At 53.0% G+C, this 20,732-nt stretch carries 20 protein-coding genes; 13 read left to right on the forward strand and 7 right to left on the reverse strand.

The genetic code is table 11. The features are described 5' to 3' along the window. The first annotated feature begins 76 nt into the window (after positions 1-76). Positions 77-391, forward strand: a complete 315-nt coding sequence (locus tag PLA01S_RS21505; protein WP_127593964.1) for a helix-turn-helix domain-containing protein — start codon at positions 77-79, stop codon at positions 389-391. Continuing rightward, positions 346-1,230, forward strand: coding sequence for an IS3 family transposase (locus PLA01S_RS21510; RefSeq protein ID WP_246059742.1), 885 nt, complete (start codon positions 346-348; stop codon positions 1,228-1,230). Before PLA01S_RS21505 ends, PLA01S_RS21510 begins: the two co-directional genes overlap by 46 nt. A 69-nt stretch (positions 1,231-1,299) precedes the next feature. On the opposite strand, the gene PLA01S_RS21515 is transcribed toward PLA01S_RS21510, so the two are convergent. From PLA01S_RS21515 to PLA01S_RS21530, 4 genes are all read right to left on the reverse strand, one after another. Beyond that, positions 1,300-2,124, reverse strand: coding sequence for an alpha/beta fold hydrolase (locus PLA01S_RS21515; RefSeq protein WP_127593965.1), 825 nt, complete (start codon positions 2,122-2,124; stop codon positions 1,300-1,302). Positions 2,125-2,138: 14 nt separating this feature from the next. After that, complete coding sequence (locus tag PLA01S_RS21520; RefSeq protein WP_127593966.1) at positions 2,139-2,648, reverse strand: SRPBCC family protein; 510 nt, start codon at positions 2,646-2,648, stop codon at positions 2,139-2,141. A gap of 76 nt (positions 2,649-2,724) precedes the next feature. Then, on the reverse strand, positions 2,725-3,057 hold the full coding sequence (locus PLA01S_RS21525) for an ArsR/SmtB family transcription factor (RefSeq protein ID WP_246059744.1): 333 nt from the start codon (positions 3,055-3,057) through the stop codon (positions 2,725-2,727). Positions 3,058-3,340: 283 nt separating this feature from the next. Next, entirely contained in the window at positions 3,341-4,990 is a 1,650-nt protein-coding gene (locus PLA01S_RS21530; protein ID WP_127593967.1) for a glutathione ABC transporter substrate-binding protein, read from the reverse strand. Positions 4,991-5,150: 160 nt separating this feature from the next. On the opposite strand from PLA01S_RS21530, the gene nikC reads away from it, so the two are divergent. The 11 genes from nikC (at position 5,151) to PLA01S_RS21590 (ending at position 18,096) form a co-directional block, all read left to right on the forward strand. Further along, positions 5,151-6,047 (forward strand): nickel transporter permease, encoded by an 897-nt coding sequence (gene nikC / locus PLA01S_RS21535; RefSeq protein ID WP_127593968.1) that lies wholly within the window; start codon positions 5,151-5,153, stop codon positions 6,045-6,047. A 19-nt stretch (positions 6,048-6,066) separates the two neighbouring features. Continuing rightward, a complete protein-coding gene (locus PLA01S_RS21540) occupies positions 6,067-6,990 on the forward strand; it encodes an ABC transporter permease (protein WP_012818632.1) in 924 nt (307 codons plus the stop codon). Between the two features lie 1,117 nt (positions 6,991-8,107). After that, positions 8,108-9,121, forward strand: a complete 1,014-nt coding sequence (locus PLA01S_RS21545; RefSeq protein ID WP_127593969.1) for an ABC transporter ATP-binding protein — start codon at positions 8,108-8,110, stop codon at positions 9,119-9,121. Continuing rightward, positions 9,118-10,122, forward strand: a complete 1,005-nt coding sequence (locus PLA01S_RS21550; protein ID WP_127593970.1) for an ABC transporter ATP-binding protein — start codon at positions 9,118-9,120, stop codon at positions 10,120-10,122. The genes PLA01S_RS21545 and PLA01S_RS21550 overlap by 4 nt, the downstream gene beginning before the upstream one ends. A gap of 501 nt (positions 10,123-10,623) precedes the next feature. Then, positions 10,624-11,325: a dihydroorotate dehydrogenase electron transfer subunit gene (locus PLA01S_RS21560; protein WP_127593971.1), complete on the forward strand. Its 702-nt coding sequence runs from the start codon at positions 10,624-10,626 to the stop codon at positions 11,323-11,325. Further along, on the forward strand, positions 11,306-12,238 hold the full coding sequence (locus tag PLA01S_RS21565; RefSeq protein ID WP_127593972.1) for a dihydroorotate dehydrogenase: 933 nt from the start codon (positions 11,306-11,308) through the stop codon (positions 12,236-12,238). Before PLA01S_RS21560 ends, PLA01S_RS21565 begins: the two co-directional genes overlap by 20 nt. Positions 12,239-12,396: 158 nt before the next feature. Then, positions 12,397-13,305, forward strand: coding sequence for an FMN-binding protein (locus PLA01S_RS21570; protein ID WP_127593973.1), 909 nt, complete (start codon positions 12,397-12,399; stop codon positions 13,303-13,305). Between the two features lie 49 nt (positions 13,306-13,354). Continuing rightward, positions 13,355-15,238: an FAD-dependent oxidoreductase gene (locus PLA01S_RS21575; protein WP_127593974.1), complete on the forward strand. Its 1,884-nt coding sequence runs from the start codon at positions 13,355-13,357 to the stop codon at positions 15,236-15,238. Between the two features lie 119 nt (positions 15,239-15,357). Beyond that, positions 15,358-15,795, forward strand: a complete 438-nt coding sequence (locus tag PLA01S_RS21580; protein WP_127593975.1) for a hypothetical protein — start codon at positions 15,358-15,360, stop codon at positions 15,793-15,795. 32 nt (positions 15,796-15,827) lie between these two features. Beyond that, entirely contained in the window at positions 15,828-16,832 is a 1,005-nt protein-coding gene (locus tag PLA01S_RS21585) for a polyprenyl synthetase family protein (protein ID WP_127593976.1), read from the forward strand. Positions 16,833-16,917: 85 nt separating this feature from the next. Further along, positions 16,918-18,096 (forward strand): PCYCGC motif-containing (lipo)protein, encoded by a 1,179-nt coding sequence (locus PLA01S_RS21590; RefSeq protein ID WP_127593977.1) that lies wholly within the window; start codon positions 16,918-16,920, stop codon positions 18,094-18,096. Positions 18,097-18,214: 118 nt separating this feature from the next. Here the strand turns inward: PLA01S_RS21590 and PLA01S_RS21595 are convergent, their stop codons facing one another. From PLA01S_RS21595 to PLA01S_RS21605, 3 genes are read right to left on the reverse strand one after another with little or no spacing between them, the layout of a single operon-like run. Further along, on the reverse strand, positions 18,215-19,006 hold the full coding sequence (locus tag PLA01S_RS21595; RefSeq protein ID WP_127593978.1) for an energy-coupling factor transporter transmembrane component T family protein: 792 nt from the start codon (positions 19,004-19,006) through the stop codon (positions 18,215-18,217). Positions 19,007-19,042: 36 nt separating this feature from the next. Further along, positions 19,043-19,900, reverse strand: coding sequence for an ATP-binding cassette domain-containing protein (locus PLA01S_RS21600; RefSeq protein ID WP_127593979.1), 858 nt, complete (start codon positions 19,898-19,900; stop codon positions 19,043-19,045). Then, the gene (locus PLA01S_RS21605; RefSeq protein ID WP_127593980.1) at positions 19,849-20,724 is read right to left on the reverse strand and encodes an energy-coupling factor transporter ATPase; all 876 of its coding nucleotides are present in this window, start codon (positions 20,722-20,724) and stop codon (positions 19,849-19,851) included. Before PLA01S_RS21605 ends, PLA01S_RS21600 begins: the two co-directional genes overlap by 52 nt. Between the last annotated feature and the right edge of the window lie 8 nt (positions 20,725-20,732).

Consider the following 20,732-nt stretch of genomic DNA (forward strand, 5'->3'; position numbering starts at 1 on the left):
GTGAAGTGCACCCCTTAGAATGGACATTGGAATAAACCCCTGGTTTATCCGATGAAATTCTGGGGGTGTATTTATTATGTCATCGACAAAAGGAAAGAAGTTTAATGTGTATGCATATGAGACGAAGTTAGAGGCGGTACGCCTTCACCTAGTGGAAGGGTGGACCTATCGCAAGATCATGGAGCGGTTTGGGATTGCTGACAGACATCGTCTAAAAGTATGGATGAGGAAGTATAAGGAACTGGGCGAGTTTGGACTTGTGGATCAGCGGGGGCGACGTAAGGAATATATCGACCAGAACAGATACGTACAAGCGCTCGAACGGGAGAACGAAATATTAAAAAAGTGCTTGGAAATCTGGATGCAGGAGATGAAACGTATAGATATCTAACGATTGAGAAGGCTGCCAAAGACTACCCGGTCAGCACGCTCTGTAAGATCTTTGGTGTCTCCAGAAGTGGCTACTACGCTTTTTTAAAGCGAAAGAAACTAGATCGCGATCGAGAAGATAAAGCGCTCGTGATGAAGGTTTATAAGCACTACAATGGTGTTTACGGCTACCGCCAGCTCCAATTGTTCCTGCTGCAAGACCATGGGGTCTGGATGAATCATAAGAAAGTGCTTCGGCTCATGCAGGTGTTAGGTATACGCTCTCGTATTCGACGGAAGCATCGTTGTAACTACGTTTCTTCTACTGAAGGACGCGTAGCTAGAAATTTATTGAAACGGGATTTCCACGCAGAGGCGCCCAACCAGAAATGGGTTACCGATATCACGCAATACCGTGTAGGGGAATCCTGGCTGTATCTGTCCGCTATAAAAGACTTGTTCAATAATGAAATTATTGCCTATCAAACAAGTTATCGAAATGACAATGAGCTGGTACTCCAAACGTTCCAACAGGTATGGAATCAGCAAAAAGACGTGACCGGAGTGATCGTTCATAGCGATCAGGGATTCCAGTACACGTCCCATGCCTATCATGACATGCTGCCAAAGGTTGGCGCCCGAATCAGCATGTCTCGGCGAGGCAATTGTTATGACAATGCCTCTATGGAGAGCTTCTTCTCGCATCTCAAAACGGAAGGACTCTACCCTTATGATATCCGAAATATGGATGAAGCACAAAAAAGAATTGAAGAGTATATACGATTCTACAATCAACATCGGCCGCAACGTAAACTAAATAAGCTGCCTCCAATTGAGTATCGGAAGCAGCTTACAGCCTAGGGTCTTTTTTCAGTGTCTATAAAATGGGGTCTTGACCATAAGGGCCACGGGTTCTTTATGCGACAGGCACTATCTTGGTATTTGGTCTGCCGAAGGCAACAGAAAACCCGACACCTCGGGAGCCAGCACTTCAGGCGCCATCACGACGGCAGAATGGTCCTGACCAGGGAGCATCCGATGCTCGCACTGAGGGAGCAAGTCAACCAATGCGCTCGCGGCCCCATGGAACATAGCTCCGCTGTTCTCGCCCGTCATCACCATGACCGGAACATCGACATTCCAGCGATCCGTTGGCAGCGGTTGACCGGATTGCGTGCTGCCCATAATCATGCCATCATAGGCCAATGTATGCGCCATCCCCTCCATGACCTGCCAGGAAGGATCTGCCTTCATGAATTCTACGTATTCCGCGGGGATCCCCAGTGCTGCCGTCATGAAATATTCTACCGCTTCGCTGCGCCGGCTCCCGGCCATCAGGGTATTCAAATGCTGGACGTATTCCGCCGGTACGGGTGCACGGCTGTCGTCAATGATAAACGGCGGCTCGTATAGAAACAGTTTACTAATTTTACTGCCGCCAAGTCTGCTCGCCGCATCCAGAGCCAGAACAGCGCCCGATGAACTTCCGAATACATACGCGCTGCCGCCCGCCTCCTGAATAAGGGCATCGATATCCTCGACCTCACGTTCAACGGCATACGGAGCAGTATCCGTGCTGCTGCCCCGTCCCCGGCGATCATAATTGTAAACGGTGAAATGTTCGGACAAAAGCCCCCCTAGGCGCGTTGTATCGTTGTGATCCGAAGCTGCTGCAGCTACAAGAATGACAGCCGGACCAGTCCCTTTCTTTTCATAAAAAATACGGGTACCGTCATTTGACATAACGTAGTTCATGATCATCTCTCCTTTTATCTTCCTTTTATGTACAAGCTGATTTCATCCTCGAACCGTTCCAGCGTATCCGCGTATCCTTCCACCATTCCCATGCCTTCAGCAGCCTCCAGCTGCTCTGCGCTAGCAAAATGGGTGATGATGCTTAGCCTGGTCCCTTCCCCGGCCTCTTCAAACGTAACCGAGGTTAACATGTCACTGCCTGCCACGGGGCTCCAGTTCTGATCCGTAAATGTATCCGTATAGACGAGCTTCGATAACTCCACCACTTCGGAGTAGGTCGCCTTGCAGAAGGCTTCTTCCCCTTCTCCCGCCGCATCGGGAGCCAGTCTATAGCGCCATACGCCGCCCGGTCTGACATCCATCTCGTATACCGTGGCATTCCAGTTCTTTGGCCCCCACCAGCGTTCGATGTGTTCCGGCTTCGTCCATCCCTGCCAGGACAGCTTCAGAGGTATCGATACGACACGCTCCACGGTCAGCTTCCGCTGCTCCCGGTCTTTCGTGATGGTGGTTTTCCTGCCCATGTGGATTCCTCCTATCTGTGAAATCGGCTCTGCGTGCAGAGCCGTATCTTCCTGTGGAGCTAGTTGAAAAATTGGTTTAACTCTCCTTTCCGTTGAAGTCGCTCATATAGTCCTCGAACTTGTCGAGTCGCTCTTCCCATAGTCGACTGAACGAATCGAGCCAGACGTCCAGCTCCTGAAACGGCTGGGCTTCAAGACTATAAATGCGCTGCTGTGCGTTTTTACGGACTTTCACCAGCCCGGCCTCGCTCAGTATCCGCAGATGGCGGGATACTTGAGGCTGGCCGATTCCCAAAGTCTCTACGATGTCGCTGACCGATCTCGAGCCTTGCTTTAAAAGCTCAACAATGTTGAAGCGATTCGGTTCCGAGATCGTGAAGAGGGTTAATTGCATAGCTGAAGTATTCATGGCTATAATATACACTAAAGCGTATATACGTGTCAACGTATATATCATATTCTTTTCAGCATTCATTTGACGCAAAAAACGTGACATCAATTCGATCCACTCGGACATGCTGCATAATCTATTCAGATGCTCAACGAACGCAGCTTATGATCCATGGGGCGTCCTATTCATTTGTCCCGGCACTCTAACAACATCAAAAAAGAGGCCCCAACATAGGGCCTCTTTGCTATAAACTACTCTATAAAACACGACGATTCAAAGCTATAAAGCTTTCAGGACATCCTTATGGCTGAATGGACACTTGATGCAGCTGCATGATACCGTTCGGATGCCGCCAGAAGCCCTCCACCTTGCTGCTGACTCCGTTTAAATACTCCTGATGATGGATATACAGCATCGGCGCTAACTCAACCAGCTTCTCCTGCGCTTGCTTATAGATGAGCTTGCGTTGTTCCGGATCGTTCTCTTTACGCCCTGCATCCAGCAGTTTATCCAGTTCCGGATCCTTCGTGAAGGTACGGTTACCCGGCTCCCCTACATTTTTGGAATGGAATAACTCATACATGCCATAGTCTGCATCAGCCGTTACCGTGGACCATCCGAGAACAAACATATCATGCTTGCCTTCTGCGGTTTGAGCCAGGTATGCGCCCCACTCGACCACTTCGATTTTGACTTCGACGTTCAATTCCTTCAGCTTGGATTGTACGTACTCGGCGATCTTAATCCGTTCCGGATTGTCATTGGTCCAGATGGTCGTCGAGAAGCCCCCCTCATATCCGGCCTCTTTCAACAGCTCTTTCGCTTTGTCGATGTTATGTTCAATTGGCTTGACGGCAGCATCATAGCCGTTCACGTCCGGTGCCAACGGGCCGACGGCAGGGATGCCCGTGCCTTCGTAGATGCCCGAGATGATTTCATCCTTATTGATGGCCATCGACAAGGCTTGCCGCACCCGCACATCGTTAAACGGCTCTTTATTATTGTTGAACCCGATATAAGACAGGCTCAGCGAAGCCTGACGGTTCAGGGACATGCCGTCCGTGCTTTCAATGCGGCTGATGCTGCTCGGCGACACCGGATCGATAATATGCGCATAGCCGGTTTCAAGCTCCGCGATCCGCGTTCCCTCTTCGCTTACGACCTTGAACGTGACCCGTTCAACCTTCGCTTTATCTCCCCAGTAATCGGCATTCGCAACCAGCTTCACTTCCTGGCCGGGGTTCCAGCTCTCTAATTTGAATACGCCCGTGCCTACAGGGTTCTGCGCCAGATATGCGCCTGCCTTCTCACCTGCCTTCAGCTTCTCGTAATCCAGCTTGATGGCTTCTGCACTAATCATGCTCACCGCAGAATGGGCCAGATGGGCAAGCAGCGGCGAGAAGGCATACTCGGTTACGAGCTGCACCGTGTATTCGTCTACGACTTTAACCTCTTTAATCATGCCGACAAGCGATGCGCGCGGAGAAGCAACCTCCGGATCCTGCATACGATCAATGTTGGCTTTGACCACCTCTGCATTGAATGGAGAGCCGTCCGTAAACTTCACGCCCTGTCTCAGCTTGAACTCCCAAGTCAATTCATCGACCGCTTTCCAGCTCTCGGCGAGCCCCGGCTGAATATTCAGATCCTTATCATGAATCACCAACGTGTTATAAATATGCGTTGTCATTACGCTCGTTTGCTGGTCCGTCGACATATGAGGGTCCATGGATGGCGGATCAGAAAGCCAGGCAATCACAAGCTCATTCGCACCGGTGTCGGTTGTTCCTTCGGGAGGATCTTTGGCCCCCGGATCAGGAGTTGGCGTATTCGTACCGCTTGGCGGCGTTTCAGGGTTACTGCTCTTGCTTGGACTGCTGCACGCCGACAGCATTACGGTAAGGATGACCAGGGTGCAGACAAGCCACTTTAATCTTCTATTACCTGTCATGTGAAACAAACTCCCCCTTCTCAATCAAAATAGGAAAATATTTCATACACAGTTAACATATATTTTACTATTTGATATTTATACCAGTAGAAGCCAGATTTACCTCACGTTTCTACGACACCAATTCTGACATCCATACTTGGAGAAAGGATGATTTCACGTGCCTAACATGACCGCTGATGCCAGAACACAAGAATCGCTCCCTAGTAGAACCCGCCTCGTACAATGGAAATCTTTCTACCACCGTCTGAAAAAGAACAAAGCGGCCTTATTCGGGGGTTATTTTCTCCTGCTGATGATTGTTGTCGCGATCATTGGCCCCCTGCTCACCCAGTATGATCCGACCAAAGTGGATTATTCTACGAAACTGCTGAAGCCGTCCGCTGACCATTGGTTTGGTACTGACCACAACGGGCGAGATATTTTCACAAGGATTATCCATGGCATGCGTCTTACGCTCTCGGTCGGTTTTATTTCGGTAATTATCGGAGCAGCCTTTGGTGTCGTGCTCGGAATCATATCCGGCTATTACGGAGGTAAATGGGATGCGCTCATTATGAGAATTACCGATGTTATGCTGGCGTTTCCCGGCATTCTGCTGGCATTGGCGGTTGTCAGCGTTCTTGGAAAAAATCTGTTCAACGTGATCATCGCTGTCAGCATCTTCTCGATTCCCACCTTTGCCAGAGTCGTGCGCGGCTCGACACTGGCCGTGCGCAAGCTCGAATATATTGATGCCATGCGTTCGCTGGGCGCGAGCGATGGACGAATCATCTTCGGGCATATTCTGCCGAATATCACATCCCCTATCATCGTGCAGGCGACGCTGCGGATAGCTGTTGCCATCCTGACCGCCAGCGGCTTGTCCTTCCTCGGTCTTGGCGCACAGCCGCCGACGCCGGAGTGGGGAGCCATGCTGAATGATGGGCGCAACTACATTATGGATCACCCCCATGTTGCCCTGTTCCCCGGCTTGTCGATCGTGTTTGTTGTCATCGCATTTAATCTGCTGGGTGACGGCTTGCGGGATGTCCTTGACCCGAAAATGAAAAAATAATGAAGGGAGCTGCCGGGCCATGCTCATCTATTCCATTCGAAGGCTAATTCAGACGATACCTGTTGTCATTGGCGTTACCATCGTCGTCTTTCTGCTAATGCACCTCATTCCGGGAGATGCAGCGCAGGTCATTATCGGGGAAGGGGCACCCAAGGAGCAGGTGGAGAAGATCCGCGAGAACCTGGGATTGAACGATCCGCTACCGCTTCAGTATTGGAACTACGTCAGCGGCTTACTGCAGGGAGATTTGGGAGATTCGATCCGCAGCAGCCGCCCCATCGCCGATGAAATTTTCAAAAGCCGTTTCTGGATCACCGTCGAGCTTGCCGTATACTCTACGATCCTGGCTGTATTTCTCGGCATTCTGGCCGGCATCATCTCCGCCGTCAAAAAAAGCTCGCCTGCCGATATCGGCGTCATGTTCATTGCCCTGTTCGGGCTGTCGATGCCGAACTTCTGGCTGGGACTCATGCTAATCCAATATTTTGCCGTGGATTTGGGCTGGTTCCGTCCCTCCGGCTGGGGCACGTGGTCGCAAACCGTCCTTCCCGTGATCACGCTCGGGACAGGCGGCGCCGCGATTATTGCCAGAATGACCCGCTCCAGTATGCTGGAGGTCATCGGCCAGGATTACATTCGAACCGCTCAGGCGAAGGGCGTCCGGGAGCGTGTCATCATCTACCGGCATGCCCTGAAAAATGCCATGATTCCGGTCATTACCGTCATCGGTCTGGAATTTGGCGGCCTGCTGGGCGGGGCGGTGCTGACCGAGTCCGTATTTGCCGTGAACGGCATGGGACGGTATGTCATCGACTCGATTCGGGCAAGGGATTTCCCGGTCGTACAGGCAACCGTGCTGGTGCTCTCGATCATGTTCGTGCTCGTGAACCTGCTCGTGGACATCTCCTACCGTTACTTCAACAAGCGCATTGATTTCGATTGATTCCTTGCTCGCTATTCGCTATCTGCCGAACTCGATCTATATTGGGGCCATTGCGGACTAATAATGCGCTATTTATTGAAACCGAGTCGTTGGGGAGCCCATCCGGACACACGATCCGCTATTTACCTGTAATTGGTCCAGTTTTGAGGCCACGCGGACTTATACCCACTAATTACTGTAATTGAGCCGTTGGGGAGCCTATCTGGACACACGATCCGCTATTTGCCGATAATCGACCTATTTTCGAGGCCACACGGACTTATAACCCACTAATTACTGTAATCGAGCCGTTTGGGAGCTCATCTGGACATACGATCCGCTATTTGCCGATAATCGACCTAATTTCGAGGCCACGCGGACACACGATCCGTTAATCTATCTAAAATCACGGATTAATTCCGGAATATCTCGCAATAGCGAATCTGGTGTCCTCATCAGCTGCTAAAAGGCAGAAAATCAAGAAATAACGGAACCACAGTCCTCAACTATGCTGATGCAGCCAACTGAGTTCATTTCGAGTCCATACACACCCTCGATGTGCAGAAGTTAAGTTGTTTCGAGCCATTGCGGACTTTTAATCCACTAATTACTGTAATCGGGCTGTTTTTGAGCCAATGCGGACACACGATCCGCTATAGCTGAAAATCAATCTACTTTCGAGTCCACGTCGTCATGCTAACCCACCATTTACTGTAATCGGGCTGTTTTTGAGCCAATGCGGACACACAATCCGCTATTTACCGAAAATCGAGCTTTTCTTAAGCTCGTACGGACACAGGATCCGTTAATCTACCCAAAATCACGAACTTAGCCCGCAATATCTCGCAATAGCGGATCTCATGTCCTCATACCTCCACTAAGAGGCAGAAAACAAAGAAATAGTGGAACTACAGTCCTCTCAATATGGCTAATCCAGACCAATCGAGCTAATTTTGAGTCCATGCGGACGCACGATCCGCTATTTGCTGCAAATCAGCACAGAGTAGCTACTTTGCTGAAATCGAGCTGATTTTGAGCCCATCCGGACACACAATCCGCTATTTACTGAAAATCGATCCATTTGGAGTCCATGCGGACGCACGCAAGACCAATTAAAAGCGAAGGGAGCTTAGACAAGATGGAACAGCACGCATCAAGTTTGCTTACGATCAAGAACCTGCAAACCTCCTTTTTCACCGAACTGGGCGAAGTGAAAGCGGTGGATAATATCAGCCTAACCGTACGCAAGGGAAGGACGCTCGGGATCGTGGGTGAATCCGGTTCAGGAAAAAGCATATTGTCCCTGTCCATCCTGCGGCTGATCTTTCATCCGGGACAAATCGTCGGTGGCCAAATCCTATACAACGGTGTGAATCTGCTCGAACAATCGGACCGGCAGATGCGCAAAATAAGGGGCAATCAGATCTCGATGATCTTCCAGGAGCCGATGACATCCCTCAATCCGGTCTTCACCGTCGGCGATCAGATCGCGGAGGCCTACCAAATCCATGAGAATCTGAGCAAAAAACAAGCGATGGACAAAGCCGTTGAGATGTTGAAGCTGGTCGGCATCCCCTCCCCGGAAAAAAGAGTCCGTCAGTACCCTTTTCAGCTGTCCGGGGGTATGCGCCAACGTGTCATGATTGCCATGGCGCTGGCGTGCAATCCGGATCTGCTCATTGCAGATGAGCCGACCACGGCGCTTGACGTGACCATTCAGGCTCAAATTCTGGAGCTGATGAAGGAGCTGCAGCGAAAGCTGCAGATGTCGATTATTTTTATCACCCATGACCTGGGCATCGTCGCGGAAACCTGCGATGACGTAGCGGTTATGTACTGCGGAAAAGTGGTGGAGTATACCGATGTACGGACCCTCTTCAAGCATCCGAAGCACCCCTACACCATCGGCCTGATGAACTCGCTGCCGCGGCATGATATCGATAAAGAAATACTGGAGCCGATTAAAGGCTCTGTTCCAAGCCCCTATGATCCGCAAGAAGGCTGCCGCTTCGCCCCCCGCTGTCCCCATGCAGCCAAGCTGTGTTATGACAAACTGCCGGAGCTTCAGGCGCTGGATGATAACCAGCAAGTCAGGTGCTGGAAATACACCGATCAATGGGAGCCGGAAAGCGAGGTGAACGTTCTGCCATGAGCAAAGAGCTGTTAGCGGTTAAGAATCTCAAGCAGTATTTTCCAATCAAGGGCGGCATCCTGGGCCGTACCGTCAACGTCGTAAAAGCCGTGGATGATATTTCGTTCTCCGTACATGAGGGGGAAACTGTCAGTATCGTGGGCGAGTCCGGCTGCGGCAAATCAACCACGGGCCGGGCCATCCTGAGGCTGGACGAACCAACGGCCGGCGAGATTTTGTTCGAAGGGACCGATCTGCTCTCCCTGAACAAAGCGCAGATGACCCGAAGGCGCAAAGATCTGCAGATGATTTTTCAGGACCCCTATGCTTCGCTGAATCCTAGAAAAACAGCGCTGCAAGTCCTGGAAGAAGCGATGGACATTCAGAACGTCGTTCCCAAAAAGGATCGGCGAGGACGCGCCATCGAGCTTCTGGAAACGGTCGGCCTGGCCGCCTATCAAGCTTATCGGTACCCGCATGAATTCAGCGGCGGGCAACGGCAGCGGATCGGGATAGCCCGCGCCTTGTCCGTGAATCCCAAACTGATCATTAGTGATGAAGCGGTCTCTGCGCTTGACGTGTCTATCCAGGCACAGGTGCTCAATCTGATGAAGTCGCTCCAGAAGGAATTTAAGCTGACCTATCTGTTTATCTCCCATGATCTCGGGGTCGTTCGGCATATTTCCGACCGGATTATCGTGATGTATCTGGGGACGATTGTGGAAATCGCGGATAAACACTCCCTCTTCCGGCGCCCACAGCATCCTTACACCCGCGCTCTGCTGTCGGCTATCCCGACGCTGGATCCCGAGCGCAAGAAGGAACGCATCATTCTCAAGGGGGATGTTCCCTCCCCGATTAATCCGCCTTCCGGCTGCCGATTCCACACTCGCTGCATATACGCCACGGATCGCTGCCGGTCCGAGACCCCGATGCTTCGGGAAGTGGTTGAGCGCGGAGGCCATCAGGCCGCCTGCCACTACATCGAAGAAATTTCGGTCGGTACGTTGGAGAAGGTATAGCATCTGCGTCACCGAACGACAACGATACCTCTCTATAAACGTGAAAAAAGCGAGATATCGAATCTCGCTTTTTCTTTTGCAAAAGATAGGGCCTGCTTATCGGAATCGCATAGTGATACTCAGCCTCCACTAAGCCACCTTCATTGGAGTCGCTTCTTCGCTAATCCGTTCCGATCTTTTTCATGGGCGAATTTACTTATAACATGTATGGATCCGTTTCTAGTATTTTAGTTAGTTAAGTTAGGAGTTTAGATCCTGACACCGTTTCGGTTAGTTCGCGATTGATCCGTGATCCCTCATGCAGACCCGGATGTGCAACGATCACCAGTGTTCTCATGTATGATCCCCCACCCTTTTCAGTCTCGTGTATGTATACAAAAGGTATCAATCCCGGATAACGCCCGAATATGAGAAATGTCACAGGTGGCGTTATCCGTCTGTGATACTGTAGCAAGGAACATAGCGGGCGGAAAAAGTACGCCAAGGGAGGAGAATGAGAACGTGGCCCTTGTTATTCAAAATGTCAGATTGGCCCATCGCATCTATCGACTTACCGTTCAAGGCAGCTATTCGGCACGAATGGGACAGTTCTTCATGCTTCGCTGCTGGGATACCTATCCCGTCCTGTCACGACCGATCAGCGTTCATAACCAGACGGAGGACTCCGTTTCCTTCTTATATCGCGTGCATGGAACAGGCACATGGCTGCTATCGGCGCTTCAAGCGGGTGACAAGATTCAGCTGGAAGGACCTTACGGGCAAGGATTCCCCGAGCCCCAAGGCCGGACGGCACTGGTAGGAGGCGGCATTGGAGTAGCCCCGCTGCTGCTGGCAGCTAAGGAAATACCCGAGGCCAGCGTATATCTGGGATACACCAGCGTCCCTTTTGGAGTCACCGGATTCCACGAGTTAGGCCGCAATGTCACCGTCAAATCCGGCGGCACCATAATAGATGCAGTGGACCCGAGCCGCTATGATACGATATTCGCATGCGGACCGGTTGCCATGATGCACAGTCTGGCCCAAAAAGCGGAAGGTACCAGCGCCAAGCTCCACGTCTCCATCGAGAAGCGAATGGGCTGCGGCATCGGGGCATGCAACAGCTGCACGTTAACCTCCGCTGGCTCAAGTCGCAAGGTATGCACCGATGGCCCCGTATTTCCGGCGAAGGAGGTGAATTGGAATGATCTCCATCGATTGTGAACTGGCGGGCGTACCGCTGGCGAACCCGATTTTGGCGGCATCGGGCACGTTTGGATTCGGCAAACCGTATGCGGATCTGTATCCGCTTCGCAAGCTTGGAGGCATTATCTCCAAGGGACTGACCCTGACGCCACGAATCGGCAACTCAGGAACACGGCTTTATGAAACGCCATCCGGCATCATGAACAGCATAGGCCTTGAGAATCCGGGCATCCCCGCTTTTCTGGAGCATGAATTATCCGAGATGACCTCGCACGGGACGGCGGTCATCGTCAATCTTGGCGGCGGCACCATACGGGAATATACGGAGGGCGCCGAGCTGCTTACCGAAGCCAGCCTCAAGTTACGGTCATCCGGCAAACGAGCCGTCGACATGATTGAGCTCAACATCTCCTGCCCCAACATCAAGGAAGGCGGGCTGGCCTTCGGCGTTGAGAATGAGCAGGCTCAAGAGGTGGTTCGCGCAGTCCGGAAAGCGACCACGCTGCCTCTGCTCGTCAAGCTCTCTCCCGGCGCAAGGGATTTGAAGGAAATGGCACGCATGTGTGAGGCCGAAGGCGCTGATGGTCTTTCGCTCATCAATACGATCCAAGCGATGGCGATTGATATTCGGGAACGGCGAAGCGTTTTTGACAGAGCCTACGCGGGGCTGTCCGGGCCGGCAATTAAGCCGATCGCGCTCCGCATGGTCCATCAGGTGGCACGGTCGGTATCCATCCCGGTCGTTGGAATCGGCGGCATCAGCAGCGCCGAGGACATCCTCGAATTCATTATGGCTGGCGCCGCTGCCGTACAGATCGGAACCTACAACTTCATCAACCTGCGGGCCGGCGATACCCTGGCCGAAGAATTGATTGAATTGATGGAAAGCGAAGGCATCCATTCGCTGGATGACATTCGAGGCATTATCTAACCTATGAACCTGCATGCACAATCAACAGGATCATCCCGAACATGAAGCACCGACACTCTTTGTGATTTTTTTCACCGATAACTATTCTTTTTAAGAATAAAATGAACTCAAGAACAATATTTGTGAAGTAATTCACAAAATCATAGGAGGAAACCAGAATGAAAAGGACACTCTCTCTATCCCTCTCCGTCATGTTGATTTTTGCGCTGCTCGTAGGCTGCGGAGGCAACGGAGACAAAGAGCCTGTCACCACGGACAAACCGGCAGAGAGCCAAAACACGGATAACGCAAGTAATACAGAACAGACTGCACAAGAAGGAACCTTGCAGGACGGCTTATATTACGCCGAAGGCGATTTTGCCGAAGATTCCGGCTGGAAGGAACTTGTAGCGATTAAAGTCGAAGGCGGCAAAATCGTCAGCGCCAACTGGAACGGACTTCATAAGGACGGCGGCTTGGACAAAAAGATGTTTTCCGAAAAAGGCTTCTACGGCATGAAGGAAAAAGGCGGCGCTCAAGCGGAATGGCATGAGCAGGCAGCCAAAATGGAGGAATACCTGGTGGCTCAGCAGTCGGTTGAAGGCTTGACCTTGAACGATGAAGGCCGCACGGATGCCGTGTCCGGGGTATCGATCCATGTCAACGGTTTTACGGAGCTGGCAGCAAAAGCGCTGGCGGCGGGACCTGTTGAAGCAGGACCATACAAAGACGGCAGCTATCACGCAGAAGCGGCTGATTTTGACGCTAAGTCCGGCTGGAAAGAAACCGTCGACGTTACCGTTATTAACGGCAAGATCGCCGCGGTCAGCTGGAACGGCATTCATAAAGACGGCGGTACCGATAAAGTTACCCGTTCCAAATCCGGTGAATACGGCATGAAGAACGGCGGAGCTCAATCCGAATGGCATGAACAGGCTTATCAAGCCGAGCAGTATTTAATTGAAAAACAAGATCCGCAAGCAATCGTAACGGCGGAAGACGGCAAAACCGATGCCATCTCCGGTGTGTCGATCCACGTCAATGGATTCGTAGAGCTGGCAACAAAAGCACTCGAAGGCGCCAAATAAGCACAAGAGCGAGAGATAGAAGACAACTATTCCTTGAGGGGAGATTCGCATGAAACACATTATCGTGCTGGGCGGCGGATATGGCGGTATACTTACCGCCAAGAAGCTGGCTAAACGACTGCGCAAACAGAAAGATTTGCGGATAACACTCATCGACCGCAAGCCGTATCATACGCTGCTGACCGAGCTTCATGAAGTGGCCGCGAACCGGGTCGAGGAGGATTCCATCAAAATCGACCTGAAGAAAGTGTTCTCCGGATTCCGCAATGTAGACGTGGTGCTGGATGAAATCGGCGGCATCGACTTTGAAGGCCAAACACTCCGTGGAGATAAACAAACCTACAACTACGATTATCTGGTCATCGGAACAGGCAGCAAGCCAACCTTCTTCGGCATACCGGGCGCAGATCAACACGCCTTTACCTTATGGTCGTATGATGATGCTGTACGCTTGAAGGAACACACCCTGAATATGTTCCGAAAAGCCGTGCTGGAGCGCGACCCGCAGGTTCGCAAAGAAATGCTGACCTTCGTCGTGGTCGGCGGGGGATTCACCGGGGTCGAAATGATCGGCGAGCTGGCCGAATTTACTCAACAATTATGCAAAGAGTTCTACGTCGATCCAAGCGAGGTTACGCTTCATGTTGCCGACATGGTCGACAAGATCCTGCCGATCCTGCCCGAACCGTTAATCCGCAAAGCCGAGAAACGCCTACGCAAAATGAACGTCAATATCATTACAGGCTCCAAGATTACGGAAGTTAAACCGGACGGCGTTACCGTCGGCGGCAGCGACATCAAATCCCGTACGGTTATCTGGACCGCAGGGGTTGAGGGTTCTGACGTAGTCGGCAATATGGATGTCGAGCAAAAAGGCCGCAAGCGCATTTTGACCAACGACAAGCTTCAAGTTCCTGCCCATCCGAACGTTTATGTCGTCGGGGACAATATTTTCTACATTCCTGAGGGAGCGGCTGCACCCGTACCTCAAATGGTGGAAAATGCGGAACTCGCAGCCCCGGTCATCGCGCATAACATCGTGGCTGAACTATTGAACAAACCGATGAAATCCTACAAACCGACGTTCCACGGGACGATGGTCTGTATCGGCAGCCGCTACGGGGTAGCTAACGTGGGTGTGCCTGGCCACATGTTCAGGCTCAGCGGCTTCCTGGCTATGCTGGTCAAACATATGATCAATATGCTCTATCTGTTCCAGGTTTGCGGCTTCAACAAGGTATATCACTACCTGCTGCATGAATTCTTCCATGTTCGGAACAATCGCAGCTTCGTGGGCGGACATTTTGCCAAACGGTCTCCGAATTTCTGGCTTGTTCCGCTGCGGATTTTTGCCGGATGGATGTGGCTCTCTCAGGGATGGGGTAAGATCCACAAGATTATTGAGGATCCGAATAAGGTGTTCCTGATTCCTGCCAAAGCAGCCGATGGCGTAAGCGCAGCGTCTGCTGCCGGTGCCGATGCTGCCGGAGCAGTCGGAGCTGGAGCGGCTGACGCGGTCTCCGCCGCCTCCGCTTATACCGCAGAAGCGGTATCGGCCCTGCCGGTTCCGGGTTTCATGAAGTCGATTGTCGATTGGTCGATGGACCTGATGTTTTACACCGGCGACGGCGGCTATACTTCGCTCGCCTATGTGTTTCAGACCTCGATGGTCCTGGCTGAGCTGATCGTCGGCATCCTGCTGATCGTCGGATTGTTCACGGCACCTGCAGCCGTAGCCAGCGTTGCCATGGGCGCGATGGTTTGGGTATCGGGTATGGCACCTAACGAAATGCTGTGGTATCTGGCAGCTGGGATCGCCTTAATCGGCGGATCGGGCAGCACGTTCGGACTGGACTACTACGTATATCCTTGGCTGAAGAAGGTATGGAAACGAATACCGATCGTAAGGCGATGGTACGTGTATACGGACTAAACTTCCACCATTCGAGAGAAACGGCTTATCTTATCGTGCTTGCCGATTCGGTTCATAGGCCGTTCTGCCGGGATTCACACTCTTAATCAACACGAGCCTTCCGGAAGGAGTCAATAACGATGGATATGAAGCTATTACAGGATACGATCGACCTGCTTCGGTCGCATATCGATTCCGGAACGGATATCGATTGGATGGAGATGGATAACAGGCCGGTGAGAGACATTGCCGATATGCTCAACGCTTATGAACTGGCCTATTCCCGTAAAATGACAGTGCTGGCATGCTGCATCCTGATTCATTCCGCGCTAAGCAAGCACGGCAAGCTGCAGGCACAGGACAACGAGAGATTGACGCGCATGCTGCTGGACGGCGATTATTTGACCGGGCTCATGTACCGGATTGCCGTCAAACGGAAGGAATGGAAGCTGCTGTCCCGGCTCCTCCCCCTCCATAAGCGCATGCAGCTGAAACTGATGAAGAACGTTTCACCCGAAATCCTGCTTAAAGAGCTGAAGCGCGAAATCCGTAGCTATCTGGAACAGCGGAGCGCGTAAGGAGCCATCTGGGAAAAGGAGCGATGATACAGATGAACCTTCATAACCAAGTTGGAGTGGATCTCGCTTCCTTCGACCGTCTGCTCCGGGAGGTGGTCACCTCAGACCGTGACCTCACTCCTCCCTCCGTTGTGCTGAGCAGCGTCATGGATCTCATTATCGCCGGCGGCAAACGGCTGCGTCCGCTCATGGTCGTGCTCGGCAGCCGTTTCGGGGAAAGCGGGCATGAGCCAGCCGTCATGAAAACCGCCGTTCTGCTTGAATATTTACACATGGCCTCGCTGGTACACGATGACATCATCGATCAATCCGATATGCGGCGAGGCATGCCGACCCTGCATGAAACAACGGATGTTCAGACGGCCGTGCACATCGGCAACTACATGATTGCCCGCGCCATCGAATGGGCCGCGGGTAATCCGAATAACGAATCAGACAGGAGCAGCGAAGACGTCTCCGAAGAGGATGCCTACCGGTTAGCCGAGCTTGCGGCTCTGGTCACCGAACTCTGCATGGGAGAATACGATCAGCTGCACCACCGCTTTAACTATGAACTAACACTGGAGCAGTATTTGGAGAAAACGCGCTGCAAAACTGCCCTGCTGATGGCCCACTGCCTGAAAGCGGGCGCGGAAGCAGCCAAAGCGGATGCCGGAACCGCTGAACGGCTTTTTCAATTCGGGGAGTCCCTCGGCATGGCATTTCAAATCCGGGATGACCTGCTCGATTTCACGAAGCCCAAGGAGGCCATCGGCAAGCCGGCTGGCGCAGACCTGCGAAACGGCAACATTACACTGCCGGTGATTTACGCCCTCAACGATCCAGCCCTTGCATCGGGGATCAGGCAGCTCGGCCCCCACTCTCCGACGGCTGACATGGATGAGGTCATCCACCGCATCGCCGCAAGCGGGGCCATTAAGCAAACCGAGGAGCTTGCACGATCGTATGCGGAGCAGGCTCAGCGGATGATCGGCGACTTTGCGGATCATCCCGCCCAGCATGATTTGCAGGCCCTGCTCCATTATTTTCTGCCCTAAAGACATGAATCCATATACTCCAAATGAACAGGGATACATCCATCATGGATGCATCCCTGTTCGATATGAAAGGATGTTATAGAACATGAACCGCACACGAATCTGGCGGTGGAGAATGGCGCTGACGACCTTCCTGATCCTGCTTGCTGCGGGAGGCTTCATGCTGTTCAAGGCATCCCCTCTCGCAAAACAGGGTACCGGTGACACGCAAGTGAGCTCCATCGCCATCTTTGCGCTCAAGGGCTGCGGCGGCTGTTCCAAAGCGATGGGTGTCATGGAACAGATGGAAGCTGCTTCGCCAGCCTACCGCTACCAATATTTCAGCATATCGGAGGACACGGAAGCCGTTAACCGATACGGTATCACGGAGCACCCGACCATCCTGTTCCTGAACGCTCAAGAGGAAGAACTCGGGAGACTGACCGAAGATATAACAAGCGACAGCATCCTGCGCGAACTGGATGATCTCGCTGCGAACGGCGCACGTCCGCCCAAGGGGACGATTCTTTCCGCTATCCCCAGCACGATGCCCAGCGTAACCCTCCATGCCTATGACCCGCATTCCGGTTTATTCACGCCAGTATCCCAGTACGTACAGACAGAAACGTCCGTCCGCTATCCCAAGGTGAGTGCCATGACGATGCTGACCCAGCTTGGAGATCTATTACCACCTGAACTTGAAAGCGCCATCCCTGATGGCGTAACCTTCGTAGAAATCCGGACCGAGCATGGCGTAACCGTGGTTGAGCTCTCCCCCTCGTTTCACGCTTTTGCCGATTCAGAGGAGGGAAACCGGGCGGAACTGGCCATCGCGCTTACACTGCAAACCTTCGAAGGCGTGAATGGAGTTCAAGTGGTAAGCGGTGCCTATCGCAGCGACATCCTATATGCGGAAAACCTTGCAGGCCGATCCGACGGAAAAAGCGACTACCTGCTGAATCCCGATACGCCTCTTCCGCATATGTCCAGCGTGAAGGAATACAATGCAGCAATCCTCCACGCCAGCCATTTGGCCTTTATGCCCTGCTTCTGCGGATGCGGTGAAGCAGGCCACAGCAGCAACCTCAATTGCTACTATGCTCAAGAGGACGATGGCCGGCTCACGCCAACCACGCACGCGAAGTTCTGCCAAACCTGCCTGGACGTCACGGACATGTACCTGGAAGGCAGACAGCAGGGGCTTAGCCTGAAGGAAATCCGGCAATCCGTGGATCAGGCCTACCAGGGGATCGAACCGACGAATACGCCGATGCCGTTGAATTAATATGTATGACAGATAACACTGTTCCTATATGGAACGGTGTTTTATCAAATTCGAGTAAAATAAACCGCAGTCAGCCCTTAAGGACTGACTGCGGTTTTGATTTTCTTCAAGCCACAAACTACAGCAGCGCGGCTGCGGCCACGGGCAGCAGGAACAAGGCGACAAACAGCGTGTCCGCCCGCTTCCATACAAAGGCCCTGAACCTGCTTCGCGGCGCACCCAGCCGGTAGCCTCTGGCTTCCATGGAATCGGCAAGCCCGATGGCGCGCCGGAACGCACCTGTCGTTACAGGCACCAGCAGGGCAATGATCAGCCGCGCCTTCTCCTTCAGCGACCGCGACGACAGGTCCAGTCCCCTGGACTGCTGTGCCTTCCACAGCCGCTCCGCCTCTTCGAAAATGGTCGGAATAAACCGGAGGGCAATGCCGAGCATCAGCACCAGCCGATCGGTCGGCACGCCGATATAGGTCAGGGGCCGCAGAAGGCTGCCGAGCCCCTGAGCCAGCTGCTCTGGCTGGGTCGTGAAGGTCAGCACCGCCGCCAACATGATGAAGAGTCCCATCCGTGAGGCGGACACGATGCCTTTTTCCAATCCGCCGGTATACACCTTGAACGCGCCCACATCCAGTAGTTTCCCGCCTCCCGCGTCATAGAGAAGATGAAATACCAGGATGAACAATATTAGGAACATCAGCGGCTTCATGGCTCTAATGAAATAACGGTACGGGATTCTCGTAGCCCGGATCACCGCCGCAGTGAACAGCAGCAACGCGAGCACCCCCATATATCCGTCTACCAGGAACACGGCTACCATAAAGAGCGGCATGGCAGCCGTCTTGGCACGCGGATCCAGACGGTGAACCCATGAATCACCTTCCATATATCGGCCCAGGATGATTTTTCGCTTCATCCATGCTTCCTCCTTTCGCCTCTGCTTCGTCCTGCCCTATATTTCAAGCTGGCTTGCGTACCAATCCGCCAGCGCCGCCGCATCCGGTGGCATCTCCGGAGGCTGTACTCCAAGCTGAGCTGCCAGCTTGCCCGCCATCCGCACGGACGACGGAGCCATCAGTCCCGCCTGCTCCAGCACTTCTTGCCGGTGTACCAACTCTTTGGCCGTTCCTTGAAATACGACGCTGCCATCTTTAATTACAACGAACTCGTCCGCGTAGGCCACGACTTCTTCCAGCCGGTGGGTGACGATGAGAACCGTCTTGCCTTGGGTCCTCGTTAATCCATGCAGCCGCCCCATCAAATCCTCACGGCTGGCAGGGTCGAGGGAGGCCGTAGGCTCATCCAAAGCCAAAATGTCGGGGTCAGCCGCCAATACGGCAGCCACGGCCGCTTTTCGCATCTGGCCCGAGCTTAACTTGAATGGACTCTGCGCCAGCAGCTCCTCGTCTAATCCGACGAAGGAAGCCGCTCTGCGGACCGCCTCGGCAGCTTCGGCTGGACTCCGCCCGAAGTTAAGCGGCCCGAACAGCAGATCTTTCTCCACCGTCTCTTCAAACAGCTGCTGCTCCGGGTATTGGAACACCAGGCCGACGCGCTGCCGCAGACCGGCAGAGACTTTCTTGCTGTCACCCGATTCAAGGCGGAAATCCAATATGCGAATCAAGCCCTCATCTGCCCGTATCAATCCGTTCATATGCTGGAGAAGCGTTGATTTTCCCGAACCCGGCGCACCGAGGAAGGCAATCATTCCGCCTTCCTCCAGCTCCAGATGAAGACCGTCGAGTCCAAGAATAGGGCTCATCCCCCGGTCCCGGTAGCGGTAAGAAACCTCTTCGAATGATATGACCATAACGCCTCCAGCACCTCCTTCTCCCTAACCAGCTCGCCGATATCAATCCCCCGCGCCTTCAGCTCCCTGCATAGCTGGAGGGCAAAAGGAACCTTTAGCCTGCAATGCTGGAGCAGTTCTTCCTGCAGCAGCAGCTCACTTGGACTTCCGTCTGCCGTGACCATTCCGCCATCCAACACGATCATCCGGTCTGCTTCGGCCATCTCCTCTACGTCATGGGTGATGGAGATGATGGTATATCGGCCTTCGGCATGCATGGTTCGCATGAAACCCAGCAGCTCATTCTTAGCCTTCTCGTCCAGCATGGAAGCTGCCTCGTCCAAGACAATGATAGAAGGCTCCATCGCCAGCACGGCAGCAATGGCAGCGCGTTGCTTCTGTCCGCCGGACAAAGTAGCCGGATGGCGGTGGAGCAGATGGACGATATCCAGCCGCTCCGCATAGGTCCGAATCCGCTGCAGCATCTCTTCCCGGCTCAGACACAGATTTTCCAGGCCAAACGCAATATCATCCTCTACGGTGAGGCCAACAAACTGATCGTCAGGATTGGCAAACACCATGCCAATATGACGGCGAATTTCACCCAGCGTACGGCCGTTCAATTCCAGCCCATCAATAAGAATCCGTCCCCGACTCATGAGGAGAAGTCCGTTTAACAGGCGAATCAGCGTGGACTTGCCTGCCCCGTTCCTTCCGGCGATGCATACCCATTGCCCATGGGGGATCGCCAGCGAGACGTCTTTGAGCACGTTCGTACAGCCCTGTCCGTAATATACATGCTTGAGTTGGACCGCGTGCTCTGACTTATCGGTTATGTCCACCATGCCTAACG

It is taken from the genome of Paenibacillus lautus NBRC 15380, assembly GCF_004000945.1.
GTDB classification, from domain to species: Bacteria; Bacillota; Bacilli; order Paenibacillales; family Paenibacillaceae; genus Paenibacillus_AQ; species Paenibacillus_AQ lautus.

Excerpts from the sequence above, each read along its gene's own strand:
- PLA01S_RS21505 (WP_127593964.1), top strand. The coding sequence starts at position 77 with ATGTCATCGACAAAAGGAAAGAAGTTTAATGTGTATGCATATGAGACG.
- PLA01S_RS21515 (WP_127593965.1), bottom strand. The coding sequence starts at position 2,124 with ATGAACTACGTTATGTCAAATGACGGTACCCGTATTTTTTATGAAAAG.
- PLA01S_RS21520 (WP_127593966.1), bottom strand. The coding sequence starts at position 2,648 with ATGGGCAGGAAAACCACCATCACGAAAGACCGGGAGCAGCGGAAGCTG.
- PLA01S_RS21525 (WP_246059744.1), bottom strand. The coding sequence starts at position 3,057 with ATGAATACTTCAGCTATGCAATTAACCCTCTTCACGATCTCGGAACCG.
- PLA01S_RS21530 (WP_127593967.1), bottom strand. The coding sequence starts at position 4,990 with ATGACAGGTAATAGAAGATTAAAGTGGCTTGTCTGCACCCTGGTCATC.
- PLA01S_RS21540 (WP_012818632.1), top strand. The coding sequence starts at position 6,067 with ATGCTCATCTATTCCATTCGAAGGCTAATTCAGACGATACCTGTTGTC.
- PLA01S_RS21545 (WP_127593969.1), top strand. The coding sequence starts at position 8,108 with ATGGAACAGCACGCATCAAGTTTGCTTACGATCAAGAACCTGCAAACC.
- PLA01S_RS21550 (WP_127593970.1), top strand. The coding sequence starts at position 9,118 with ATGAGCAAAGAGCTGTTAGCGGTTAAGAATCTCAAGCAGTATTTTCCA.
- PLA01S_RS21565 (WP_127593972.1), top strand. The coding sequence starts at position 11,306 with ATGATCTCCATCGATTGTGAACTGGCGGGCGTACCGCTGGCGAACCCG.
- PLA01S_RS21570 (WP_127593973.1), top strand. The coding sequence starts at position 12,397 with ATGAAAAGGACACTCTCTCTATCCCTCTCCGTCATGTTGATTTTTGCG.
- PLA01S_RS21575 (WP_127593974.1), top strand. The coding sequence starts at position 13,355 with ATGAAACACATTATCGTGCTGGGCGGCGGATATGGCGGTATACTTACC.
- PLA01S_RS21580 (WP_127593975.1), top strand. The coding sequence starts at position 15,358 with ATGGATATGAAGCTATTACAGGATACGATCGACCTGCTTCGGTCGCAT.
- PLA01S_RS21585 (WP_127593976.1), top strand. The coding sequence starts at position 15,828 with ATGAACCTTCATAACCAAGTTGGAGTGGATCTCGCTTCCTTCGACCGT.
- PLA01S_RS21590 (WP_127593977.1), top strand. The coding sequence starts at position 16,918 with ATGAACCGCACACGAATCTGGCGGTGGAGAATGGCGCTGACGACCTTC.
- PLA01S_RS21595 (WP_127593978.1), bottom strand. The coding sequence starts at position 19,006 with ATGAAGCGAAAAATCATCCTGGGCCGATATATGGAAGGTGATTCATGG.
- PLA01S_RS21600 (WP_127593979.1), bottom strand. The coding sequence starts at position 19,900 with ATGGTCATATCATTCGAAGAGGTTTCTTACCGCTACCGGGACCGGGGG.
- PLA01S_RS21605 (WP_127593980.1), bottom strand. The coding sequence starts at position 20,724 with ATGGTGGACATAACCGATAAGTCAGAGCACGCGGTCCAACTCAAGCAT.